Origin of the sequence: Burkholderia sp. AU16741 (genome assembly GCF_002223345.1) — a bacterium.
GTDB classification, from domain to species: Bacteria; Pseudomonadota; Gammaproteobacteria; order Burkholderiales; family Burkholderiaceae; genus Burkholderia; species Burkholderia sola.
Genome location: NZ_NKEZ01000005.1, coordinates 335214 through 359681 on the forward strand (window position 1 = coordinate 335214; position 24468 = coordinate 359681).

Here is a 24468-nt window from a genome sequence, read left to right on the forward strand (position 1 = left end):
TACGGATCAGAAGTTGTACTGCACGTAGAACTGGTGGAAATTTATACCAGGATTCGGCTCTTTGATACCCGCGTTAGACACATGTTCGAAACGGTAGCCGACCTGATACTGTTGCCGTTGGCCGAACTGCACGCCCACGCCGCCCGTCGGCGCGAACTGGAATGCGGTGGACAGCGAGAAATTGTCCGAGATCGTCGGGTGCGTCAGCAGGCGAACGCCGCCGCCCGCCTCGATGAACGGGCGAATCTGCCCGCTGCTCTTGATGAAGCGGAACATCGGCGTGACGCCGAACTCGCCGATGTTGCCGTGAACGTTGCCGCCCGTATGCCAGTAGCCGGCGTGCCCTTCGACGACGAACGTGAAGTGCCAGCCGCCGACTTCCCACCAGTTCCAGCCGGGATCCCACACCACGCCGATATCGGCCTTGTCGATCCCGCGGCGATCCGAAAAGCCGCCGCCGGCCTGGATTCCCCATCGATCCGCGAAAGCCGCACCCGATCCGCCCAGAAGAGACGCCGCCAGCATCGCATGCAGCACCAGCCGGCTGCGGGGCCGGCGATTCTTCTTATTGTTCATCTGACACTCCAACTTTGTGGGTTGAATGGAGCCTGCGGCAACGGCCGGGCCCGAGCGAACTGAATGGTATGGTAAAGGACTTTTCGAATCGGCATCACGAAGCGAAATGGCTTGCTTCCAAAACGACAAAAATCGAAATCGTCTACTGATTCCTAACAGAAACAACGGCTTACGGAACTTCGTGGCGGAGCCCCTGTCGCAGAATAGGCTATCGACTCGACTCATCCGATAGAAAAACAGGGAACTCCGATGCCCCCGCATGCTCTAAGGAATTAGCACTCGTATTGCGGGAGTGCTAAGATGACCCACGGAATCTCATTCGAGACCGGGGTTTGTCCCTGATTCCAAAGGAGTTTTTAGTGAGCAACGCCCTGACCCTCCCGAACACCCTGAGCCCGGCGCCGGCCAAGGCCGAATCGGCAGGCTCGCTGGCGCTCGCAGCCCAATCGATGTTGCCAGGCCAGCTCGGCAACATCGACGCGTACATCCAGGCCGTCAACCGCATTCCGCTGCTGACCGCCGAGGAGGAACGCCGGTATGCAACCAAATTCCGCGAAAACAACGACCTCGACTCCGCGCGCCGCCTGGTGCTCTCGCACCTGCGTCTCGTCGTGTCGATCGCGCGCAACTATCTCGGCTACGGCCTGCCGCACGGCGACCTGATCCAGGAAGGCAACATCGGCCTGATGAAAGCGGTGAAGCGTTTCGACCCGTCGCAAAACGTGCGCCTGGTGTCGTATGCGATTCACTGGATCAAGGCCGAGATCCACGAGTACATCCTGCGCAACTGGCGCATGGTGAAGGTCGCGACGACGAAGGCGCAGCGCAAGCTGTTCTTCAACCTGCGCAGCCACAAGAAGAGCATGCAGGCGATGACGCCCGAGGAAATCGACGGCCTCGCGCAGGAGCTCAACGTCAAGCGCGAGGAAGTCACCGAGATGGAAACGCGCCTGTCGGGCGGCGACGTCGCGCTCGAGGGCCAAGTGGAAGACGGCGAGGAGTCGTACGCGCCGATCGCCTACCTGGCCGACTCGCACAACGAGCCAACCGCCGTGCTTGCCGCGCGTCAGCGCGACATGCTGCAGACGGACGGCATCGCGCAGGCGCTCGACGCGCTCGACGCTCGCAGCCGCCGCATCATCGAGGCACGCTGGCTGCAGGTCGACGACGACGGCTCGGGCGGCTCGACGCTGCACGATCTCGCTGCCGAATTCGGCGTGTCGGCGGAACGCATCCGCCAGATCGAGGCGAGCGCAATGAAAAAGATGCGCACCGCCCTCGCCGAATACGCCTGAATCCCGCCGATTGAGAGCGCCTCGTCGAAAACCGCTGCCCGACCGGCAGCGGTTTTTTTTCGTCCTTTTTTCTGCTGCTTTTCACTCGCTTTTCAGCGCGTTTCACGCTCCGTTTCTCACCCGATAATTGAACGGATTCATCAGGCATTACGCTATTTGCGACGCCCTTCCGCATAAGCTTGATCCACCTCAATTTTTACCCCCTGTTTCGCGACGGTCTGCCGCATCGCAGCACTCGGCATCGGAAAGCAGTCCTTTTAAAATTGGCATGTCAGGCGCAAAAGGATTAAAACAGCTTCACGGCCGTCATAAATCCGACGTAAAGTCGCCCCCAATCCGACGTAAATCGTTTCAGGATAATCGCCTTGATCTCGATCAATAAAGAGCCTGCGCCGCCCTCGCGGCCGGCCGGCACGATCGGCTGGCGTGCGCGCATCGCCGCATGGGCACGCGGCCCCACCCTCGCCCGCGACATCACCCTGGTGCTGATCGTCAAGCTGATCCTCCTGATGTCGCTCAAATACGCATTCTTCAATCATCCGCAGGCCGAGCACATGTCGTTGCCGCCTGCCGCCGTGGCCGAGAAGCTGCTCTCGGTGCCGGCGCCTGCATCTACCGAGGGAGACCATCATGATAAGTAGTGAAGTCGTCGATCTGTCGCGCCTACAGTTCGGCATCACGGCGCTCTACCATTTCCTGTTCGTGCCGTTGACGCTCGGCCTGTCCTGGCTGCTCGTCATCATGGAAGCCGTCTACGTGATGACCGGCAAACAGGTCTACAAGGACATGACCCAGTTCTGGGGCAAGCTGTTCGGCATCAACTTCGCGATGGGCGTGACGACCGGCATCACGCTCGAATTCCAGTTCGGCACGAACTGGTCGTACTACTCGCACTACGTCGGCGACATCTTCGGCGTGCCGCTCGCGGTCGAAGGCCTGATGGCGTTCTTCCTCGAATCGACCTTCGTCGGCCTGTTCTTCTTCGGCTGGAACCGCCTGTCGAAGGTCAAGCACCTGATCGTCACGTTCCTCGTCGCGCTGGGCTCGAACCTGTCCGCGCTGTGGATCCTCGTCGCGAACGGCTGGATGAACAACCCGGTCGGCGCCGAGTTCAACTACCAGACGATGCGCATGGAGATGACGAGCCTGTTCGACGTGCTGTTCAACCCGGTCGCGCAGGTGAAGTTCGTGCACACGGTGTCGGCCGGCTACGTGTCGGCGGCGATGTTCGTGCTCGGCGTGTCGTCGTGGTATCTGCTGAAGAAGCGCGACGTCGATTTCGCGCTGCGCTCGTTCGCGGTCGCGGCCGGCTTCGGCCTCGCGGCGACGCTGTGCGTGATCGTGCTCGGCGACGAATCGGGCTATACGACCGGCGAAGTGCAGAAGATGAAGCTCGCCGCGATCGAATCCGAATGGGAAACGCAGCCGGCGCCCGCGTCGTTCACGCTGATCGGCATCCCGAACCAGGCGGAACAGCGCACCGACTATGCGATCAAGATCCCGTACGCGCTCGGCCTGATCGCGACGCGCTCGATCGACGAACCGGTGGTCGGCCTGCGCGACCTCGCGAAGCGCAGCGAGGAGCACATCCAGAGCGGGATGATCGCGTACGGCGCGCTGCAGAAGCTCAAGCAGGGCGACACGAGCGACGCGACCCGCGCGCTGTTCGACCAGCACAAGCAGTATCTCGGCTACGGGCTGATGCTCAAGCAGTTCACGCCGAACGTGACCGACGCGACGCCCGAGCAGATCAAGGCCGCCGCGAAGAAGACGATTCCGCCCGTCGCACCCGTGTTCTTCTCGTTCCGGATCATGGTGGCCCTCGGCTTCCTGTTCGTCGCGACGTTCGTTGCCGCGTTCTGGTTCTGCGCGCGGCGGCAACTGCTGCAGGACAACCGCCGCTGGTTCCTGCGCTACGCGGTGTGGGCGATCCCGCTGCCGTGGATCGCGATCGAATTCGGCTGGATCGTCGCCGAGCTCGGCCGCCAGCCGTGGACGATCGCCGGCGTGCTGCCGACGCACCTGTCCGCGTCGAGCCTGCAGCCGAGCGACCTGTACCTGAGTCTCGCCGGCTTCATCCTGTTCTACACCGCGCTGTTCGTCATCGAGATCAAGCTGATGTTCAAGTACGCGCGCCTCGGCCCGTCGTCGCTGCATACCGGCCGCTATCACCACGAACTCGTCGCTACCGGCGAGCGGGCCGCGGTTTGAGCACGCCCTCGCAACGGAACAAGGAATCGCTATGGACTATGCAACTCTCAAGCTGATCTGGTGGGTGCTCGTCGGCGTGCTGCTGATCGGCTTCGCCGTCACCGACGGCTTCGACATGGGCGCGACCGCGCTGCTGCCGTTCCTCGGCAAGACCGACGACGAGCGCCGCATCATCGTCAACACGGTCGGCGCGACGTGGGAAGGCAACCAGGTGTGGCTGATCACGGCCGGCGGCGCGATGTTCGCGGCCTGGCCGCTCGTCTACGCGGCGTCGTTCTCCGGCTTCTACTTCGCGATGCTGCTCGTGCTGTTCGCGCTGTTCTTCCGGCCGGTGGGCTTCGACTACCGCAGCAAGCGGCCGGACCCGCGCTGGCGTGCGGGCTGGGACTGGGGCCTGTTCGCCGGCGGCTTCGTGCCGGCGCTCGTGTTCGGCGTCGCGTTCGGCAACCTGCTGCAGGGCGTGCCGTTCAAGTTCGACAGCGACCTGCGCGTGACCTACTACGGCGGCTTCTGGGCGCTGCTGAACCCGTTCGCGCTGCTGTGCGGGCTCGTCAGCCTCACGATGCTCGTCGCGCACGGCGCCGCGTTCATCAAGATGAAGACCGACGGCGCGATCGCCCGCCGTGCGTCGATCGCGCTGCGTGTCGCGTCGTTCCTCGCGGTCGTGCTGTTCGTGCTGGCCGGCGTGCTGGTGGCCTCGTATATCGGCGGCTTCCACATCACGCACGCCGCGCCGACCGACACCGTCGCGAACCCGCTGCTCAAGGACGTCGCCGCCGGTGCGGGCCTGTGGCTCGCGAACTACGGCGACTATCCGTGGATGATCGCCGCGCCCGTCGTCGGGATCGCGGGCGGCGTGCTCGCGCTGCTGCTCGCCGGCTCGAAGCAGGAAAAGACGGCGTTCTTCTGCACCGGCCTGATGATCGCCGGCGTGATCCTGACCGCGGGCTTCTCGATGTTCCCGTTCATCATGCCGTCGTCGCTCGACCCGCGCAGCAGCCTGACCGTATGGGATTCGACGTCGAGCCACATGACGCTGCAGGTGATGCTGTTCGCGGTGATCGTGTTCCTGCCGATCGTGCTGATCTACACGGGCTGGGTGTACCGCGTGATGCGCGGCAAGGTCACGCACCAGACGCTCGAAGAGAACAAGCACTCGATGTATTGATGCATTGAACCGGGCCGGGGCGCGTGGGCGCCCTCGCCTACCGTTTCGCAAGGAGTCGGATCATGTGGTATTTCAGCTGGATTCTCGGTATCGGCGTCGCGCTGTCGTTCGGCATCGTCAACGCGATGTGGCTCGAAGCGCGGCAGAAGACGCAGGAAGCGTCCGGACGGACACGGCGCGACTGACGCACCGACGGGTGACGCACGCGGCCGCTCGATCCGCGCGCCGCTGCCGTCGCCGTCCGGAAGGAAAGAACCTCGCTTCGCGCGAGGTTTTTTTCGTGCTGGCCGCGCTGGCAGGCCGCGTACATCGATGCCAATTTAGCGCCAGATTGGTACCACTTGAATACCAATCAAAGGTTTCATAAGATCGTTGGACACGGCCGCTGACAGGCCGATTCCTTCTGGGTGGGGGAGACATGCGAAGCCCGTATGTGGCGTGCGCCTGCGCGCCGTATCGACGTCCACGTGCCGCGACGCGCACCGTCGTCGCGCGCGTGCGCGGCCAGCCGAGCGCCGCCCGCCGCGGCCGACTCGTCGCCGCGGCGAACGCCGTGGGCCGCCGATGAATCCGCGCACGCCGCCGCGCCGATCCGATCGGCACGCGTGCCCGCCGCCCGTTCCGTAACGCACGCGCACGCGTGCCGAATGCGCGCGGTGCAGCCGCATCGCCCCGCGCGCGGGTGTCTCCCGCAGCTCCACTGAAAGACCCGATCGCAGCGACGTCGCGTCACGACGCCGCCACGCCCTCTTTTTCTCAGGAGTTCGAATTGAAGCGTACCTTGCCCTCCCTCCTTGCCGGTCTGCTGATCGCGGTGCTGTCGCCCGCCGCGATCTCGGCGGTACCGGCGTCGGCCGCCGCTGGCGCGACCGCCGGCACCGCACAATCGACCGCCGCCCAAGCGGCCAGCCTCGCGACGCAGCTGTCGAACGGCCTCGCGCTGCGCGTCGCCGTCGACAACAACCACGCGGCCGCGGCCGGCGTGCCGTGCGCCGATCTCGGCGCGGACGGCGCGGCCTGCGCGACGGGCCGCCTGATCCTGCAGAACCGCGGCCACCAGCCGATCGCCGACGGCGGCTGGAAGCTCTACCTGCACAGCATTCGCCGCCTGTTGCGGATCGACCGGCCCGGCTTCGCGCTGCGGCGGCTCACCGGCGACCTGTACGAACTGACGCCGCAGCCGGGCTCGGTGCGGCTCGCGCCCGGCGAGCGCATCGAGCTGCCGTTCGTCGCCGAATACTGGCTGCTGCGCTACAGCGACGTGATTCCGCGCCCGTATGTCGTCGTCGACGGCGCGCCGCCGGCCGTGCTGCGCTACAACGATACCGACAACGAGCTGCGCTACGTCGAATCGCTGCCGGCCGACGCGCAGAACAACTCGACCGGCAACGCGCCGCCGGTGGCCGCACGGCCCGATCCGGGCCGCGCGCTGCCGAGCGTGAAGCGCGAACTGCCGCTGCCCGGCACGCTCGAGCTGCGCGGCGTCGAACTCGCGCTGCCGGACCTGCCTGACGCGCAAGTCGCGGCGCTGCGCGAGCGCGCGACGACGCTCGGGCTCGACGGCGCACGCGTGCCGGTGCGAGGCTTCGTCGCACCGCGCCGGCTGCCGGCCGACCTCGCGACACCGGGCGGCTACCGGCTCGCGATCGGGCCGCGCGGCGTGCTGATCGAGGGCTACGATCGCGCGGGCCTCTACTACGGCGTGCAGACGCTCTACTCGCTCGCGCCGGCCGGCGGCGGCCCGATCCCGGCGATGCTCGTCGAGGATGCGCCGCGCTTCACGCATCGCGGGATGCACGTCGACCTCGCGCGCAACTTCAAGCAGCCGGCGACGCTGCGCCGCCTGATCGACCAGATGAGCGCGTACAAGCTCAACCGCCTGCACCTGCATCTGTCCGACGACGAAGGCTGGCGCATCGAGATTCCCGGCCTGCCCGAGCTGACCGAGATCGGCTCGCGCCGCTGTCACGACCCGAGCGAGACGCGCTGCCTGCTGCCGCAGCTCGGCTCCGGCCCCGACAACCGCTCGGGCGGCGGCTACCTGACGCGCGACGACTACGTGGCGCTCGTACGCTACGCGGCCACGCGCTTCGTGCAGGTCATCCCCGAGATCGACATGCCCGCGCACGCCCGCGCGGCCGTCGTGACGATGGAGGCGCGCTACCGACGGCTGCACGCGGCCGGCCGCGAGCAGGAGGCGAACGCGTATCGGCTGCTCGACCCGCAGGACACGACGAACCTGACGACGGTGCAGTTCTACGACCGGCGCAGCGACCTGAACCCGTGCGTGCCGGGCGCGCTCAACTTCGCGTCGAAGGTGATCCGCGAAATCGCGGCGATGCACGCGGACGCACAGGCGCCGCTGCAGACTTGGCACTACGGCGGCGACGAGGCGAAGAACATCTTCCTCGGCGGCGGCTTCCAGCCGCTGAACGGCACCGACCCGAACAAGGGGCGCATCGACCTGGCCGCGCAGGACAAGCCGTGGGCGCGTTCGCCCGCGTGCACCGCGCTGCTCCAGCGCGGCGAGATCAAGTCGATCGACGAGCTGCCGACGCGTTTCGCGAAACTGGTGAGCGCGGCCGTCAACGCGAACGGGATCGGCACGATGGCCGCGTGGCAGGACGGCATCAAGCATGCGAACGGGCCGCAGGATTTCAGCACGCGCCACGTGATGGTGTCGCTGTGGGACACGATCTTCTGGGGTGCGTCGGACAGCGCGCGCGACCTGAGCAACAAGGGCTACCTGACCGTGCTCGCGCTGCCCGACTACCTGTACTTCGACTTCCCGTACACGCTCAATCCGCGCGAGCGCGGCTACTACTGGGGCTCGCACGCGACCGACGAGTACAAGGTGTTCTCGCTCGCGCCGGAGAACCTGCCGCAGAACGCCGAAGTGATGGGCGACCGCGACGGCAACGCGTTCGAGGTGACGGGCACGGGCCCCGCGCCGCGCATCGAAGGCATGCAGGGGCAGGCGTGGGGCGAGGTGATGCGCAACGACACCTTCCTCGAATACATGACCTACCCGCGGCTGCTCGCGCTCGCCGAGCGCGCGTGGCACCGGGCCGACTGGGAGCTGCCGTATGCGGCCGGCGTGCGCTTCAAGCGCGGCGACACGCACCACGTCGACGTCGCCGCGCTGCAGCGCGACTGGGCCGGCTTCGCGACGCTGCTCACGCAACGCGAATTGCCGAAGCTCGAGCGCGCCGGCGTCGGCTACCGGAAGCCGACCTTCACGCTGACGAATCCGTGAACGGCTGATCGGCCGGGCAGCCCGGCGACCGGCGAGGTGGATCAACGCAGCGCCTGTCGCTCATCGGGAATCGTCCGCACCCAAGCAAAAACGGCTTGCGACGCACCGGTCGCAAGCCGTTTTCTGTTGACCGCCGGCCCGGATCCGCCGCGCGGATCGATCAGGCCGGCTTCACCGCGTCACGCCGGTTGTGCGGCCGCCCCGCCGCCCGACGGCGGCAGGCGCGCGCCGAGCTGTTCGGCATAGCGTGCCGCCGCGTTGCCGCAGACGATGTGGAAGGTGTCGAGCGACACCCATGCGACGTCGAGCGTGCCGAGACGCTCGCGATCGACCGCCGACGGATCGCGTACGACCACGCGCAGGCGCGTGGTAGCCACCGCATCGAGCGACGCGACGTTGGTCGCGCCGCCGAACACCGCGAGCCAGCGAGTCGGTTCCGGATCGAGCGGGCCGGCGGCCGCGCCCGTGACGGGCTGTGCGGCGCCGGCCGGCGCCGTTGCCGCCGCCCCGGTCGCGCCGCTGCCGATCGCGGCACGCATCTCGTCGGCGATGATGTCGGCCTCCGGCCCGATGATCACCTGCACGCTGTTGCCGCCGCGCTTGAGCACGCCGCGTGCGCCGATCGACTTCAGTTCCGGCTCCGATACCTTTTCCGGATCGACGACGCTCAGGCGCAGGCGCGTCGTGCACGCGTCGACGACCGACAGGTTGGCCGCCCCGCCGAGCGCGGCGATGTAGCGTTGCGCACGCGGTGCGGCAGCCGTTGCCGCCGCGCCCGGTGCGACGAAGCCGCCCGATGCGGACGATTCCGCGGCCGCGTCGGTCGATGCCGGTTCACGGCCCGGCGTGGCCATGTTGAACTTGCGGATAAAGAAGCGGAACAGGCCGTAGTACGCGACACCATATGCGATGCCGAGCGGAATCGCGATCCAGCCCTTCGTCGACAGCCCGTAGTTCAGCACGTAGTCGATCGCGCCGGCCGAGAACGTGAAGCCGAGCTTCACGCCGAGAATCTGGCAGATCGCGAGCGACAGCCCCGTCAGCACCGCGTGGATCACGTACAGCACCGGCGCGAGGAACATGAAGCTGAATTCGATCGGTTCGGTCACGCCGGTCAGGAACGACGTCAGCGCCATCGAGAACAGCAGGCCGCCGACCATCGCGCGGCGCTCCTTCGGCGCTTCGTGCAGCATCGCGAGACATGCGGCCGGCAGGCCGAACATCATGATCGGGAAGAAGCCGGCCATGAAGGTGCCCGCGGTCGGGTCGCCCGCGAAGAAGCGGTGCAGGTCGCCGTGCACGATCTCGCCGCCGGCCGGCGGCGTGAAGTTGCCGAACACGAACCACGCGAGCGAGTTGATGATGTGGTGCAGGCCGGTGACGAGCAGCAGGCGGTTCAGGAAGCCGAACACGAACGCACCGATCGCGCCCGCGGTCGTCAGCCACTGGCCGGCCGCGTCGATCGCATGCTGGATCGGCTGCCACACGTACCCGAACGCGATGCCCAATATCACGCAGACGAGCCCCGTGATGATCGGCACGAACCGCTTGCCGCCGAAGAACGCGAGGTAGTCCGGCAGCTTGATGTCTTTATAGCGGTTGTACAGCAGGCCCGCGACGACACCCGCGATGATCCCGGACAGCACGCCCATGTTCAGCTTCGGATCGATGTCCTTCATGATCGCGGTTTCGATCAGGTAACCGATCGCGCCCGCGAGCGCCGCCACGCCGTTGTTGTCCTTCGCGAAGCCGACCGCCACGCCGATCGCGAACAGCAGCGGCAGGTTGTCGAAGATCGCGCCGCCGGCGTCGGCGATCATCTTGATGTTGAACACGTCCGGCTGGCCGAGTCGCAGCAGGATGCCGGCGACCGGCAGTACCGCGATCGGCAGCATCAGTGCCCGGCCCAGGCCCTGTATTTTCAGAAACGGATTCCCGTTCATTCAGTCCTCCAATCCTTGTCTCGTCATTGATCGTCGTTGAGCTGATAGCTTTCGTCGTAATACGGGCCGCGAACCTGCCGCCGACGTTCAGTCGAGCGGCCAGACCTCGCGGCTTGCTGCCCTTACCGCCTGTGCCGAATCGAGCGCGAGCAGATCCTGCGCGCGCTGACGGCACAACTGGTAATCGAGACGGCGCACACGCGCCTTGATGCCCGGCACCGACACCGGATCGACCGACAGTTCGGTCACGCCGAGGCCCACCAGGACCGGCACCGCGAGCGGATCGCCGCCGAGCGCTCCGCATACGCCGACCCACTTGCCGTGCTTCGCGGCGCCGCGCACCGCGATGTCGATCAGGCGCAGCACGGCCGGATGCAGGCCGTCGGACTGCGCGGCGAGATCGGCCTGGCAGCGGTCCATCGCGAGCGTGTATTGCGTGAGGTCGTTGGTGCCGATCGACAGGAAATCCGCGTGCTGCGCGAGCTGGTCGGCCAGCAGCGCGGCCGACGGCACCTCGATCATCACGCCGACCTCGATCGGCTCGGTGCGGCCCTGCGCGCGCGCGAGTTCGTCGATGCGCTTTTTCAACCGCACGAGTTCGCCCGCGTCGGTCACCATCGGCAGCAGGATGCGCACCGCGCCGAACGGCTTCACCGCGAGCAGGCCCTGCAGCTGATCGTCGAGCAGATCGGGGCGCACCTGCGCGAGCCGGATGCCGCGCAGGCCGAGCGCCGGGTTCGGTTCGGGCGGCAACGTCAGGTAGTCGACTTCCTTGTCCGCGCCGACGTCGAGCGTGCGGATGATCGCCGTGCGGCCCTGCAGCGCGTCGACGATCGACTGGTAGCTCTGCTGGTGCTCGACCGCCGTCGGCGCGGCCTGGCGATGGATGAACATCAGTTCGGTGCGCAACAGGCCGACCGCGTCCGCGCCGTTGTCGACCGCGGTGTTCGCGTCGTCGAGCGTCGCGATGTTCGCGGCGACCTCGATCGCGCGGCCGTCGACGGTGGCGGCCGCCTCGCCGGCCTGTTGCCGGTTCGCCTCGCGCACGCCGTCCAGGCGCTGGCGCTCGTGCCGCGCGCGCTCGACGTCGAGCGCGGTCGGTGCGTGTTCGAGCCGGCCCGCGCTCGCGTCGACGACGACCTGCGTGCCGTCCGGAATCGCGTACAGCGCATCGCCGACCGCCACCAGTGCCGGGATGCCGAGCTGCCGCGCGATGATCGCCGCGTGCGACGTCGCGCCGCCGCGCGCCATCACGAGCGCGGTCACGCGCTGGCGATCGAGCGACGACAGGTCGGACGGCGTGAATTCGTCGGCCGCGAGCACGGCCTCGTCGGGCAGCGCACGCGCGGCGCCGTTCGTGTGACCGAGCGCGCGCAGCACGCGCTTCTCGATGTCGCGCAGGTCGGCCGCGCGCTCGGCGAGCAGCGCATCGTCGAGCTTCGACAGCGTGTCGATCTGCGTGCGGATCGTCGCGCGCCACGCGAAGCCCGCGCCCTTGCCGAGGCTGATCAGGTCGCGCGCCGCGTCGACGAGCGTCGGGTCTTCCAGCAGCACGCGATGCACCGCGAAGATGCCCGCTTCGCCGACCGCGCCGCGCGCCGATGCGTTGCGCACCGTTTCGCCGAGCTCGGCGTCGACCGCCTTCAGCGCCTGGTCGAGGCGGCGGCTTTCCGCGGCCGGCGTGCCGGACGCCTGCTCGGGCGGGACGATGTCCGCATCGTCGAGACGCACCAGCGTGCCGACCGCGATGCCGGGCGCGGCGCACACGCCGGCGAGCGTGTTCGGGTCCAGCGGCGCGCCGGAATTGCGCGCGACCGTCTGTGGTGCGGGCGACCGCAGCCGCGCCGGCTTTTCTTCCACTTCGCCGTGCGCCTCGTGCAGCAGCTCGCGCTCGACCGCATCGACGGCCTGTTGTGCCTGCGCGCCGCGGCCGACCAGTTCGACCGTCGCGCCTTCGCCGGCGCCAAGACCGAGCAGGCCGACGACGCTCGCGATCGACGCCTTGCGGCCGTCGAACAGCACGTCGACGCTCGCATCGAACCCGCGCGCGGCTTCACGCGCCCGTGCGGCCGGCCGCGCATGCAGGCCGCCCGGCTGCGCGAGCACGATCTCGCGGCGCACTTCGTGGTGCGCGGCCGCGCCGGCCTGCGCCGCCTGCGCGGCGGCTTCGCCCTTGCCGCGTAGCGTGAGCAGCGGGGTCTCGCCGGCGGTCGCGAAACCACTCGCGCGATCGACCACCTCGAATGCGTCGGAATTCGCGATCGCGATCACCGACACGAGCGAATGCGCGTGGCGCGCCACCGCATCCTGATCGAACTCGATCAACAGCGCGCCGGCTTCGACGCGCGCGCCGGCTTCGACGTGCGCGACGAAGCCCTGCCCGTTCAGCTCGACGGTGTCGATGCCGATGTGCAGCAGCACTTCCGCGCCTTGCGGCGTCGTGATCGTCACCGCGTGGCCGGTGCGTGCGAGATGCGACACGACGCCCGCGCACGGCGCGACGAGCCGGCCTTCGAGCGGGTCGATGCCGATGCCGTCGCCGAACATCCCGCCGGAGAACACCGGATCGGGCACGTCGGCCAGCGGAACGATCGGCCCCGTCAACGGGCTAAGCAGGACGATCTGATCGTGGTTGGGGCTCTTCAACTGGGATTCCTCGGCGCGTCTCATCGGCTTTCTCGACTATCAGTGCGTTTCGGTGACTTTGTTCAGGTGACGCGGCGTGTCGGGATTGCGGCCGCGCGCGACGGCGAGATCCGCCGCCATCACGTAGAACGAAAGAATGGCGGCGATCGGGTCGAGCGCCGAATGGGCCGACTGCGCGAGCGGCAGCACGGTGCCCGATACGCCGGGCGTCGATACGCCGGGCGTGCCGGCGGGCGCCGCGAGCAGCACGGCGGCGCCGCGTGCGCGCATGTCCGCGGCCAACTGCAGCAGGCCGGCCTGCTCGGGGCCGGGCGGCGCGAACACGAGCAGCGGATAGTCGCGGTCGATCAGCTCCATCGGGCCGTGACGGACTTCGGCGCTCGAGAATGCCTCGGCCTGGATGCCGGACGTTTCCTTCAGCTTCAGCGCGGCTTCCTGCGCGATCGCGAGGCCGAGGCCGCGACCGATCACGATCATCCGCTCGACGCCCGCGAGCGCGGCGACGGCCTGCGACCAGTCGAGCCGGCCGGCTTGCGCGAGCACGTCGGGCAAGCCGCGCAACGCGGTGATCAGCGCGGCGTCGCGCTGCCAGTACGCGACGATCTGCGCGGACAGCGACAGCATCGCGATATAGCTCTTGGTCGCGGCGACCGACAGCTCGGGGCCGGCCAGCAGCGGCAACTGGTGCTCGCATGCGTCGGCGAGCGGCGACGGCAGCACGTTCACGGCGGCGACGGTGCGCGCGCCGGCTTCGCGCAGCGCAGCCATCGTGTTGACGAGATCGGGGCTCTTGCCCGACTGCGAGAACGCGAGCGCGAGCTGGTCCTGCACCTTCAGCGGCGCCTGCTGCAGCGTGGCCACCGACATCGGCAGCGACGCGACCGGCACGCCGAGGCGGCTCATCGTCAGGCTCGCGAAATAGCTGGCGGCGTGATCCGAGCTGCCGCGCGCGACCGTCAGCGCGACGGCCGGCGGGTGATCGAGCAATTGGCCGGCGAGCGCTTCGACGCGCGCGGTGTCGGCGAGTTGCGCGGCGACGACCTGGGCGGACTCGCGCGCTTCCTTAAGCATATTCGACAATCGATTCTCCTTCGACGTAGGTCGCGGTGAGGTTCAGGTCGCGATCGAACACCGCGAGGTCGGCCCATGCGCCGCGCTCGAGGCGGCCGCGATCGGCGATGCCGAGGTAGTCGGCCGCGTAGCGCGACATCCGGTTCGACACGTCGGCGATCGGCAGGCCGAGCGACACGAGGTTGCGCAGCGCCTGGTCCATCGTCAGCGTGCTGCCGGCGAGCGTGCCGTCGGCGAGCCGCACGCCGCCGAGGCACTTCGTCACGTGCTGGCTGCCGAGCCGGTATTCGCCGTCGGGCATGCCGGTGGCGGACGTGCTGTCGGTCACGACGTACAGGCGCGGGATCGCGCGCAGCGCCGCACGGATCGCGCCCGGATGCACGTGCAGCAGGTCGGGGATGATTTCCGCGTACTCGGCATGCGCGAGCGCCGCGCCGACGAGGCCCGGGTTGCGGTGATGCAGCGGCGACATCGCATTGAACAGGTGCGTGAAGCCGCACGCGCCGTGCTTGAGCGCGGCGACCGCGTCGTCATAGGTCGCGAGCGAGTGGCCGAGCTGCACGCGCACGCCGCGCGCGGCCATTTCGCCGATGATCTCGATGTGGCCCGCGATTTCCGGCGCGAGCGTGACGACGCGGATCGGCGCGATCGACAGGTACTTCAGCACCTCGTCGAGCACGGCCGACACGGCCGCGTCCGGCTGCGCGCCGAGCTTGCCGGGGTTGATGTACGGGCCTTCGAGATGCACGCCGAGCACGCGCGCGCCGCCGGGCGTGCGGGTGCGCGCGACGGTGCCGAGGTTCGCGACGACCTCCATCAGTTCGTCGCGCGGCGCGGTCATCGTCGTCGCGAGCAGGCTCGTCGTGCCGAATTGCGCGTGCGTGCGGACGATCGTCTCGATCGCGTCGCCGCCTTCCATCACGTCGGCGCCGCCGCCGCCATGCACGTGCAGGTCGATGAAGCCGGGCAGGATGTACGGCGCGTCGTTCGTCGCGGGATCGACGGGCGTGCCGTCGAGCGTGGTGATGCGGCCGTTCTCGCTATCGAGCGAGCCGTGAATCCAGCCGTCGGAGGTGAGGATGTTGCCAGTCAGCATGACGTTCTCTTGATGATCGGGTGACGCGGGCGTGCGCGTCGTGATTGGCCAATCCGTTGCGATTCATTGCGCGCGATTGCGTTCCATCGCGATCGCGCGGGATGCGCGGGCAGTCTCGCGCGTCAGCGTTTCAGTTCGGCGACGAAGTCGTAGTAATCGTCGCGGCAATACGTTTCGGTCACTTCGATCGCGCGCTGATCGGCGCCGTAGCCGATGCGCGTGATCACCAGCAGCGCCGAGCCCGGCTTCACCGCCATCCATTTCGCGATCGCATGCGTCGCGTTCGCGGCGCGAAAGTGCTGCAACGCGCGCACGACGGTCATGCCGCGCGCCTCCAGGTATTCGTACAGCGACGCGCCGAGCGCCTGCGGATCGGGCACCACCGCGGCCGGCAGCGTCGAATGCTCGACGGCCATCACGATGCCGTCCGCGCGGCGCAGCCGTTCGAGCCGCGCGACCGTCGCGCCGGGCGCGAGGCCGAGATGCGTGAGCTCGTCGCGGCTCGCGGCGCGCAGCGTGCGCGACAGCCACACCGAATCGGGCACGAAGCCGCGCTGCTGCATCTTCGCGGTGAAGCCGACGAGCCGCGACAGCGGATCGGCGACACGCGGCGTGATGAAACTGCCCGCGCCGCGCGCCCGCTTGATCAGGCCCTGCTCGACCAGCAGCGCGAGCGCACGCCGCGCGGTGATCCGTGATACGCCGACCGACACCGACAGCAGCCGCTCCGACGGCAGCGCCTCGCCGGCCCGCCACGCGCCGGCATGGATCGCGCTCGCCAGATTGCGGGCGAGCTGCAGATAGAGCGGCGTGTCGTCGAGGGGATCGGGCGCCAGTTCGGACCAGCCGGTTTCCATGTGCCTCCGGTGTCGGACGACGATCTCGGACCGTCGAAAGTGAACGCATTATATAACCACAATAATACCAGTCAACGAACTGGTATTAGCCTCGCGGAAATCGCCGAAAGCCTTGCGCGGCAAGCGTTTTAGTACCGACAAAGCCTTTGTTTACAATGCAGTGTGGGATAGGGATTTACCCGAAGTGGTATGCAAAGGGACGGTTCCAGTGCAGGGTTCGGCCGGATTTCGGGCGTGAATATGAGACCGGAATAGAACCAGTTGAGCCAACTGGTATGCACCGATGAGCAGGCCGGCGCGATGCAGGCGTCAGTGGAATTCGCGGCTCGACGTGCGCAAGCCGCCGAGCAGCGGCGTCAGATCCTCGAAATGCTGCGCGACGAGGTGCCGCACGTCGCTGACGACCTGCCACACGCCGGACGCCGCGAGCAGCCGCGAATCGAGCGTTTCGCGGCGCTGCCGCGCGAGCAGCTCGGGCCGGACGATCACGTTCACGCAGCCCGTTTCGTCTTCGAGCGTCATGAACATCACGCCCTTCGCGGTGCCCGGCATCTGCCGTGCGATCACGAGCCCGCATGCGCGTGCGAGCCGGCCGTCGGGGCGGTCGCGCAGCTCGGCCGCGGACGACAGCCGCTGCGCGCGCAACGCCGGCCGCAGCAGCGCGACCGGGTGGCGGTTCAGCGTGAGGCCGGTGGTGTGATAGTCGGCGAGGATGTCGTCGGCTTCCGACGGCGCGTCGAACGCGGGCTGCTCCCCCTCGTCGATCGGCGCGGCGGCGAGCAGATCGCGCTCCGGCGCCGCGGCGACGGCCTGCCACAACGCATCGCGGCGATGGCCGGCGAGCGTTGCGAGCGCGTTCGCGGCGGCCAGCGCTTCGAGATCGCGCCGTTCGAGCTGCGCGCGGCGCGCGAGGGTGTCGACGTTGTCGAACGGGCCGGCGACGCGCGCGGCTTCGATACGCCGCGCGGCCGCTTCGCCCAGGCCGCGCACGAGCGACAGGCCGAGCCGCACCGCGGGCTGGCCGTGCGGCGGCGGCTGATCGGGCTGCGCTTCGAGCGCGGCTTCCCAATTGCTTTGCGTGACGTCGATCGGCAGCACCTTCACGCGATGACGCTTCGCGTCCTGCACGAGTTGCGACGGCGGATAGAAGCCCATCGGCTGGCTGTTCAGCAGCGCGGCGAGAAAGATCGCGGGCTCGTGACATTTGAGCCAGCTGCTCGCGTACGCGAGTTTCGCGAAGCTGGCCGCATGGCTTTCGGGGAAGCCGTATTCGCCGAAGCCCTTGATCTGCTCGAAGATCTGCTCGGCGAATTCGCGTGTGTAGTTCCGTTTGAGCATCCCGTCGACGATCTTGCCGTAATACTTCTCGAGGTTGCCCTTGCGCTTCCATGCGGCCATCGCCCGGCGCAACGCGTCGGCCTCGCCAGGCGTGAAGCCCGCCGCGACGATCGCGATCTGCATCACCTGTTCCTGGAAGATCGGCACGCCGAGCGTGCGTTCGAGCACGGCCTTGAGCGCGTCGCTCGGATACGTGACCTCGCCCTTCTCTTCGCCGGCCACGATCCTGCGCCGCTTCAGGTACGGATGCACCGCGCCGCCCTGGATCGGCCCGGGACGCACGATCGACACCTGGACGACGAGGTCGTAGTAGTTGCGCGGCCGCAGCCTTGGCAGCATCGACATCTGCGCGCGCGACTCGATCTGGAACACGCCGACCGTATCGGCACGGCAGATCATGTCGTAAGTTGCTTCGTCCTCCTGCGGAATGTGTTTCAACGTGAATGGCTTGCCGTCCTTCGCTGGGCCACGCCACGCGGTGCGCAGGTCGAACGCGCGATGCAGCGCCGACAGCATGCCGAGCGCGAGCACGTCGACCTTCATCAGCCCGAGCGCTTCGAGATCGTCCTTGTCCCACTGGATCACGCGCCGCCCGTCCATCGCCGCGTTCTCGACCGGCACGAGCCGCGTGAGCTTGCCGCGGCTGATCACGAAGCCGCCCGAGTGCTGCGACAGGTGACGCGGGAAATTGAGCAGGCGCCCCGCCAGTTCGGCCCATGTCTTGATAATGGGCGTCGCCGGATCGAGCCCGGTCGACGCGAATTGCTGCAGCAGATCGCGGCTGCCGTCGAACCAGCGATGCCCCTTCGCGATCCGATCGACCAGCATCGGATCGACGCCGAGCGCCTTGCCGGTTTCGCGCAGCACGCCGCGCGGGCGATACGTCGAGACGGCGGCCGCGAGCGCGGCGCGGTCGTGCCCGTATTTTTCGTAGATGTGCTGGATCACCTCTTCCCGGCGCTGATGCTCGAAATCGACGTCGATGTCGGGCGGCTCGCCGCGTTCCACGCTGATGAAGCGCTCGAACAGCATCGTGCTCTGGTCGGGATTCACTTCGGTGATGCCGAGGCAATAGCAGACGACCGAGTTCGCGGCCGAGCCGCGGCCCTGGCACAGGATGTTCTGACTGCGCGCGTATTTGACGATGTCGTAGACGGTCAGGAAGAACGGTTCGTACTTCATTTTGGCGATCAGGCCGAGTTCATGGCGGATCTGCTTCGCCACTTTCTCCGGCACGCCATTCCAGTAGCGTCGAGCGACACCTGCCCACGTCTCCTGCCTCAAGTAACTGGTCGGCGTGTGTCCGCGCGGTACGAGTTCGAGCGGATATTCATACTTCAACTCGTCGAGTTCGAAATGACACGCATCGAGAATCGCGCACGTCTCCGCCATCTCGTTCGGCGAAAACAGCGCTGCGATTCGCTTCCGCAAACGCAGATGCTGCTCCGCATTCGGCGCGAGCGCATAGCCGCACTCGGCCACCGGCATGCCGACACGGATCGCCGTCATCACGTCCTGCAACGCCTTGCACGAACGCCGGTGCATCGTCACGTCGCCGAGCGCGACGATCCGCACGCCGCGCCGCTCGCCGGCCTCGCGAATCTCGTCGCGCTGCGCGCCGTCGAGCGCGCGCTGCAACTGCACGAGCCCGAGCCGCGCGCGCTCGCCGAACGTCGCGCGAAACCATGCGACCTGTGCGTCGAGCACGTCCGCCCGCACCGGATACGCGGGCACGAGGATCGCGAAGCAATCGGGCATCCCGCGCAGATGGGCGAATTGCTCAGGCGGCCTCGACAACATTCGCGGCGTCAGCCGGTACGTTCCCTTCGGCGCCTCCATCCGCCGCCACGAAATCAACTCGGCCAGGTTGCCGTACCCTTCGCGATTCCGGGCGAGCAACACGAGCCCGAACGCACCGGGGCCCGGATCGTGGCCGGGCGCGACGTCGTCCGGCGTGACGTCGAAATACGAACCGATGACGAGCGGCAGCCCTTTCGCTTTCGCGGCGACATGCATGCGCGGCGCGCCGGCGAGCGAGCATTCGTCGGTGATCGCGATCCCGCGATAGCCGAGTTCCGCCGCACGCTCGACCAGTTCGTCCGCATGCGACGCGCCATGCAGGAACGAAAAATTCGAGCGGCAGAACAACTCCGCGTAATCGGGCAGCAAACTGAATTCCGCAACCATCTCCGTTCACCCGAACAAACCGTGCAGGAACCAGCGCGGGGCAGCCTGACTGCTCGTCCGCTCCTTGAATACCCAGTAGCACGCGCCTTCCTCGTCCTGCGCGACGTGGTAATCGCGTGCGATCAACTGCCCGTCGAACCACCCGGCTTCGATTCGCTCGGCCGACGACATCATCCGCAGCGGCGTATGAAATACCGGCCGCTCGCCGCGCATCAGAAGCGGCAGCGGCTCGGCGAGCAACCAGGCGGGCCGCGGCGGCGCGGCGAGCGGCACGACAGCAGACTTGCCGGCTTGCGCATCGAGCGGCAGCCAGCGGTTCGCGGCCTCGGGCCGGTAATCGGCGACAGGGGCCGCGCGCAATACGTTGTCCGCGCCGAGCCGCGCGACCAGCAGTTCGAGCAACCGCTCGCGGGTTTCCCGCGTACCGCCCGGCTCGGGGAAAAGATCGTCGGCCGGCGGCGCGACCGATTCGACGCGCGTGGCCTTCAGCCGCACCGCGATCACCGCGGCCGGCAACTCGACGCGCGCGAGCCGCTCGCCGAGCAGCCGCATGAAATGCGCTTCGTCGCGCACGGGGGCGGCGAACGCCAGCTCGAGCGGCGTCGGCGGCACGGCCTGGCGGCCGCGCTCGTGTTCGAGATCGAACGTCATCGCGGCCAGCGACAGTTGCCGCGCGGCCAGCCAGCCGCACAGCTGCACGACGAGCCGCCGTGCGGCGAACAACACGGCTTCCGCGTATTCGACGCGTTCCGGCAATTCGAGCCGCACGTCGAACACGGGCGGCACCGCCATCCACGCGAGCGGCTCGACCGCTTCACCGTACGCACGATCGAGCGCGGCCAGCAACGCGGGACCGCAGCGCCGCTGCAGCCCCGCGCGCGGCAGGCGGCGCAGATCGGCGAGCGTGCGGCAGCCGAGGCCGTCGAGCCAGCCGGCATACGGACGCGCGTCGGGCAGCAGCACACAGGGCAGCCGATCGAGCGTGCAAACGAGCGACGCGTGACGCGCGACGCGGCGCCGGATGCGCGAGCGCGCCGACGTGCGCGCGAGTAGCCACGCGCCGCGACCGGTCGGCGCGGCGGACAGGCGCGCCGCATAGCCGAGCGCCGCGAGCGTCGCCCGCACCTGGCGGCACAGCGACGGCAGCCCGCCGAACAGGCGCAGGCTCGGGCCGACGTCGACGATCAACGTCGCTTCGTCGTCGAGCGCGACGCACGGCGAGAAGCGCAGCAGCGCGAGCGCGACCGCGCGCAGCGCATCGGCTTCGCGGGCGGGATCGCGTTCGACGAGCTGCGTCGCGGGCGCGAGCGTGAGCACGCCGCCGCGCTTCATGCCCGCGCGCACGCCCTGCCGGCGCGCGGCCGCATCGGCGATCAGCACGACACCCTGCTCGAGCACCGCACAGCCGGCCTCGCCGGCCGCTGCGTCAGACGGCGGCGGGGCGCACACGTCGAGCGGCAGGCGCGGCAGATGGATGCCGAGCAAGACGCGCATAGCGGCTCTCCACGATGGGCGACGGCAAATCGAGCACGAGCGGCTCGCTGCGCGCGGGCCCGCGACGCTTGACGATGTCGAGCGACACGCCGCCCGGCACCGGATACAGCGCGACGCGCAGCACGGCCGGCGACGGCTGCCGCGCGGCCGACAGCGGGCGCAGCATCACGAACAGCGTGTCGCCGGTGCGCGCGGCCGCGAGATGCAGGCGCCGCAGCGCATCGGGCCGCGCGTCCTGCCAGAGCAGCAGCGCGCCGCAACAGCCGGTCTTGAGCGCCTGCTCGGCGGCCCACAGCGCATCGGTGCGGCTCCCGGCGCGCAGCCACAGCAGCGTGTCGGCCGGCACGCCGAGACTCGCGAGCGCGGTGGCATGCGGCGACTGCGGCGGCGCGACGAGCGCGAGCGGCCGCCGCGCGCTGACGGCGCGGGCGAGCGCGGGCGCGAGCAGCCGCATCTCGCCGCAACCCGGCTGCGCGGCCAGCAGTTCGACGAGGCCGCCGACCGGCCAGCCGCCGCCCGGCAGTTCGGCCGACAGCGGCGCGAAGCCGGTTTCGATCGTGCGGGGACCGCCGCGCGCGAGTTGCGAGCCGCGCCAAAGGGACGGATGAAGCGATTCGGGAGCAATGGAGGATGCGAGCATGACGCCACCCAAAGCTGTATGGATATACAGTATATGGCAATGCGCGCGCGTCGCACAGCACCGGTGTAAAACCGGGTTTCGTCGGAGGAAAACAGGCAGAAGCCGGCGCGCCCGTCATGTCATGGCGCGCCGGCCCGCATCGCGCCTCGCACCTCCCGCAACGCGTCAGCCGCGCCGACCGCTTTACGTTATGCTGTCCGCCGACCCGACCCACACCATCGGAGGGGGACTTGAAACGAATGATTCGTTCGATCGCATGCGCGGCCGTCGCGCTGGCGCTGCCGGGAGCCGCCTTCGCGCTGACCGACGGCAGCGCGCAATACGACGACTGCATGCTCAATGCGCTGCGCGAGAGCCGCAACGGCGCCGCCGCGCAACTGATCCAGCGCTCGTGCGACGCGCTGTACCGCAACAACGCGATGCTGCTGCCGCGCGAACGGCGCTTTCACGAATGCGTCGTGCAGTCGCTGCCGGGCGTGCGCGACAACTACGCGATCCAGCAGATCATGTCGATCTGCTCGCGGCGCGGCGAGATGTGAGCGGCGCGCTGAACGTCGCGCGGTCGCCCGCCTTTACGTGCATCGCTACGAAAAAAGAGGCTGCGCGCTGTTTGCAGCAACGCCGCACAGCGCCCCCGTCAGGTCGTGGACAAACTCGGTGAGCGGTCAGTCATAGAGCCAGCGTCCCGCTTTTGCCGATGCGATCAGCATTCGAACATTCAGATCCGGAACACGATGGATCACTTTTTTCTTAAACGGATTGATCAAGTCAAGAAATGAAGAATCGTCTTCCGGGTAATATTTTTTTATGTCGAATCCACTTATATCAACATTGAATTTCACCGAATACTCTTGCACCAGATCCTCGACCTCACAATCATCAAAACGCAAGTCCAGATCCAAATCGGTACTTTCCGTTATCTCATCGGCCATGAATGATATAGAGAATCCGGACTTTTTCCTCACAAACTCAATCACCCTTTTTTCAAGATCTACCATAACCTATCCCCTCCCTTGCAACTCTAGTGTAGTGAGCCACCGTCTTGCCGGCAATAATAGAAATATCCCTTGCAAGAATCACCCAACCAAGCACTGGGATCGTTCTTCCTACGAAGGTTCCGATGTTTCTAACCAGCCTGATTTTCAAATTTCGCACTGGTCCGCCTACCAGTGTTGGCAATTTCCAACCAAACGGGAATTGAGCCTTTTGAAAAACTCTTCTTGAGTATTTGCTTGCACGCGAAGTCCCCTGTATCGCGTCGATCGGCTTTGCCCTGGTCGGCAAATTACTTCTACCCAGCAAGATCATACCAACCGACACGGCATCATCGACGCCCAACTGATTCATCGTTTCGTCAACCATGATCCAGAAGAACAATTCTCCCGCAGTCAGATTGACCATCCCATAGCAATGGTAAGCCGCACTCAATTTCTCGACAGCACTCATTCAGCGTCCTCGTTCGTAATTTTTAAAAATGTTTTTTAGTCTAACGAAGACGTACGATTACCGCGCCGACAAACCCGGCCGATCTGTTGACCGATCGCACCGCAACGACGGTGGAATCTCACGCGGAATAAATCGTCATTCTGCTCGACGCGAGCAATGACGGGGCGCAGCGGGATGCCAGAGAGAGAAAATGCATAGCGATTCCGAATTCGAGCAGTCGCGCACACGTTCCATACCAACGTGTCGAACCGTTACCAAACGGCTTTCATCCATGAACGCCGATGCAATTGCGGCGTGTAATCTTCACACTACTCCTGCATCTCGAAAAGCATTCCGCTCGCACACGAAAAAAAGGCCTGCACACGTGCAGGCCTTCATTCGATCAAACGATCGCGTTCAGAACGACGCGACCATCGAGCCCTTGAATTGCTTCTTGATGAATTCCCTCACTTCCGGCGACTGGTACGCCTTCACCAGTTTCTTCACCCACGGCTGATCCTTGTCCTTCGCACGCACGGCGATCAGGTTCGCGTACGGGCTCGTCAGCGCTTCGAGCGCGATCGCGTCCTTGGTCGGCTGCAGGTTCGCGGCCAGCGCGTAGTTCGTGTTGATCACGGCCGCGTCGACGTCCGACAGTACGCGCGGCAGTTGCGCGGCGTCGAGTTCGGAGATCTTCAGCTTCTTCGGGTTCTCCGCGATGTCGAGCACCGTCGCGTTGTTGCCGCCCGTGCCGGCGCCGGCCTTCAGCTTGATCACGCCTTGCGTCTGCAGCAGCAGCAGCGCGCGGTTCTCGTTCGACGGATCGTTCGGCACCGCGAGCTTCGCGCCCTGCGGCAGATCCTTCAGCGACTTGAACTTCTTCGAATACACGCCGATCGGCGAGATGTAGGTCAGGCCCGCACTGACGATCTTGTAGCCGCGCTGCTTCACCTGGCTGTCGAGGTAGGGCTGATGTTGGAAACTGTTCGCGTCGAGGTCGCCCGAATCGAGCGCCGCGTTCGGCTGCACGTAGTCGTTGAACTCGATGACCTTCACGTTCAGGCCTTCCTTCTCCTTCGCGACCTTCTGCACGACTTGCCACACTTGCGCATCCGGGCCGGCGACCGTACCGACCTTGATCACCTTGTCTTCGGCATGCACGGCCGCCGACAGCGTCAGCGCGGCACCGGTGGCCAGCACGGAAAATACCTTCAGGAGACTACGACGCTTCATCTGTTTCTCGCTTTCTTGCTTACTTGAAAGGG

19 protein-coding genes are annotated in these 24468 nt (G+C 67.0%); 7 read left to right on the forward strand and 12 right to left on the reverse strand.

Going from position 1 to position 24468, the window contains the following annotated elements:
• Positions 1-6: 6 nt before the first annotated feature.
• On the reverse strand, positions 7-576 hold the full coding sequence (gene pagL / locus CFB89_RS14745; protein WP_089468497.1) for a lipid A 3-O-deacylase PagL: 570 nt from the start codon (positions 574-576) through the stop codon (positions 7-9).
• A gap of 359 nt (positions 577-935) precedes the next feature.
• Here pagL and rpoH point away from each other — a divergent pair, with 359 nt between their 5' ends.
• From rpoH to CFB89_RS14785, 6 genes are all read left to right on the forward strand, one after another.
• On the forward strand, positions 936-1871 hold the full coding sequence (gene rpoH / locus CFB89_RS14755; RefSeq protein ID WP_089468499.1) for an RNA polymerase sigma factor RpoH: 936 nt from the start codon (positions 936-938) through the stop codon (positions 1869-1871).
• Positions 1872-2230: 359 nt separating this feature from the next.
• Entirely contained in the window at positions 2231-2512 is a 282-nt protein-coding gene (gene cydP, locus CFB89_RS14760; protein WP_027806881.1) for a cytochrome oxidase putative small subunit CydP, read from the forward strand.
• Entirely contained in the window at positions 2502-4082 is a 1581-nt protein-coding gene (locus CFB89_RS14765) for a cytochrome ubiquinol oxidase subunit I (protein ID WP_089468500.1), read from the forward strand. Before cydP ends, CFB89_RS14765 begins: the two co-directional genes overlap by 11 nt.
• 31 nt (positions 4083-4113) lie before the next feature.
• Complete coding sequence (cydB, locus tag CFB89_RS14770) at positions 4114-5250, forward strand: cytochrome d ubiquinol oxidase subunit II (protein WP_089468501.1); 1137 nt, start codon at positions 4114-4116, stop codon at positions 5248-5250.
• Positions 5251-5312: 62 nt separating this feature from the next.
• The gene (gene cydX / locus CFB89_RS14775) at positions 5313-5435 is read left to right on the forward strand and encodes a cytochrome bd-I oxidase subunit CydX (RefSeq protein ID WP_089468502.1); all 123 of its coding nucleotides are present in this window, start codon (positions 5313-5315) and stop codon (positions 5433-5435) included.
• A gap of 584 nt (positions 5436-6019) precedes the next feature.
• Entirely contained in the window at positions 6020-8506 is a 2487-nt protein-coding gene (locus CFB89_RS14785; protein WP_089468504.1) for a family 20 glycosylhydrolase, read from the forward strand.
• 179 nt (positions 8507-8685) lie between these two features.
• On the opposite strand, the gene nagE is transcribed toward CFB89_RS14785, so the two are convergent.
• The 8 genes from nagE to imuA all read right to left on the reverse strand — a co-directional run bounded on the left by nagE (position 8686) and on the right by imuA (position 21778).
• Complete coding sequence (nagE, locus tag CFB89_RS14790) at positions 8686-10449, reverse strand: N-acetylglucosamine-specific PTS transporter subunit IIBC (protein ID WP_089468505.1); 1764 nt, start codon at positions 10447-10449, stop codon at positions 8686-8688.
• An 87-nt stretch (positions 10450-10536) separates the two neighbouring features.
• Entirely contained in the window at positions 10537-13119 is a 2583-nt protein-coding gene (gene ptsP, locus CFB89_RS14795; RefSeq protein WP_089468506.1) for a phosphoenolpyruvate--protein phosphotransferase, read from the reverse strand.
• 15 nt (positions 13120-13134) lie between these two features.
• Positions 13135-14166: an SIS domain-containing protein gene (locus CFB89_RS14800; RefSeq protein WP_069620260.1), complete on the reverse strand. Its 1032-nt coding sequence runs from the start codon at positions 14164-14166 to the stop codon at positions 13135-13137.
• The gene (nagA, locus tag CFB89_RS14805) at positions 14159-15262 is read right to left on the reverse strand and encodes an N-acetylglucosamine-6-phosphate deacetylase (RefSeq protein ID WP_089468507.1); all 1104 of its coding nucleotides are present in this window, start codon (positions 15260-15262) and stop codon (positions 14159-14161) included. Before nagA ends, CFB89_RS14800 begins: the two co-directional genes overlap by 8 nt.
• A gap of 122 nt (positions 15263-15384) precedes the next feature.
• Positions 15385-16119 carry a GntR family transcriptional regulator gene (locus CFB89_RS14810; RefSeq protein ID WP_089468508.1) on the reverse strand — a complete coding sequence of 245 codons (735 nt, stop codon included), beginning with the start codon at positions 16117-16119 and terminating at the stop codon, positions 15385-15387.
• 309 nt (positions 16120-16428) lie between these two features.
• Positions 16429-19644 carry an error-prone DNA polymerase gene (locus CFB89_RS14815; protein ID WP_089468509.1) on the reverse strand — a complete coding sequence of 1072 codons (3216 nt, stop codon included), beginning with the start codon at positions 19642-19644 and terminating at the stop codon, positions 16429-16431.
• A gap of 6 nt (positions 19645-19650) precedes the next feature.
• Positions 19651-21138: a DNA polymerase Y family protein gene (locus tag CFB89_RS14820; RefSeq protein ID WP_089468510.1), complete on the reverse strand. Its 1488-nt coding sequence runs from the start codon at positions 21136-21138 to the stop codon at positions 19651-19653.
• A complete protein-coding gene (imuA, locus tag CFB89_RS14825) occupies positions 21071-21778 on the reverse strand; it encodes a translesion DNA synthesis-associated protein ImuA (RefSeq protein WP_089468511.1) in 708 nt (235 codons plus the stop codon). The genes CFB89_RS14820 and imuA overlap by 68 nt, the downstream gene beginning before the upstream one ends.
• 230 nt (positions 21779-22008) lie before the next feature.
• Between imuA and CFB89_RS14830 the strand changes: the two genes are divergently transcribed.
• A complete protein-coding gene (locus CFB89_RS14830; RefSeq protein ID WP_089468512.1) occupies positions 22009-22317 on the forward strand; it encodes a VF_A0006 family four-cysteine protein in 309 nt (102 codons plus the stop codon).
• 126 nt (positions 22318-22443) lie between these two features.
• Here CFB89_RS14830 and CFB89_RS14835 read toward each other — a convergent pair whose 3' ends face one another.
• The 3 genes from CFB89_RS14835 to CFB89_RS14845 form a co-directional block, all read right to left on the reverse strand.
• Entirely contained in the window at positions 22444-22776 is a 333-nt protein-coding gene (locus CFB89_RS14835; RefSeq protein ID WP_089468513.1) for a DUF1493 family protein, read from the reverse strand.
• Positions 22763-23224, reverse strand: coding sequence for an STM2901 family protein (locus CFB89_RS14840; RefSeq protein WP_089468514.1), 462 nt, complete (start codon positions 23222-23224; stop codon positions 22763-22765). Before CFB89_RS14840 ends, CFB89_RS14835 begins: the two co-directional genes overlap by 14 nt.
• Before the next feature lie 396 nt (positions 23225-23620).
• Positions 23621-24436 carry a MetQ/NlpA family ABC transporter substrate-binding protein gene (locus tag CFB89_RS14845; protein ID WP_089468515.1) on the reverse strand — a complete coding sequence of 272 codons (816 nt, stop codon included), beginning with the start codon at positions 24434-24436 and terminating at the stop codon, positions 23621-23623.
• Between the last annotated feature and the right edge of the window lie 32 nt (positions 24437-24468).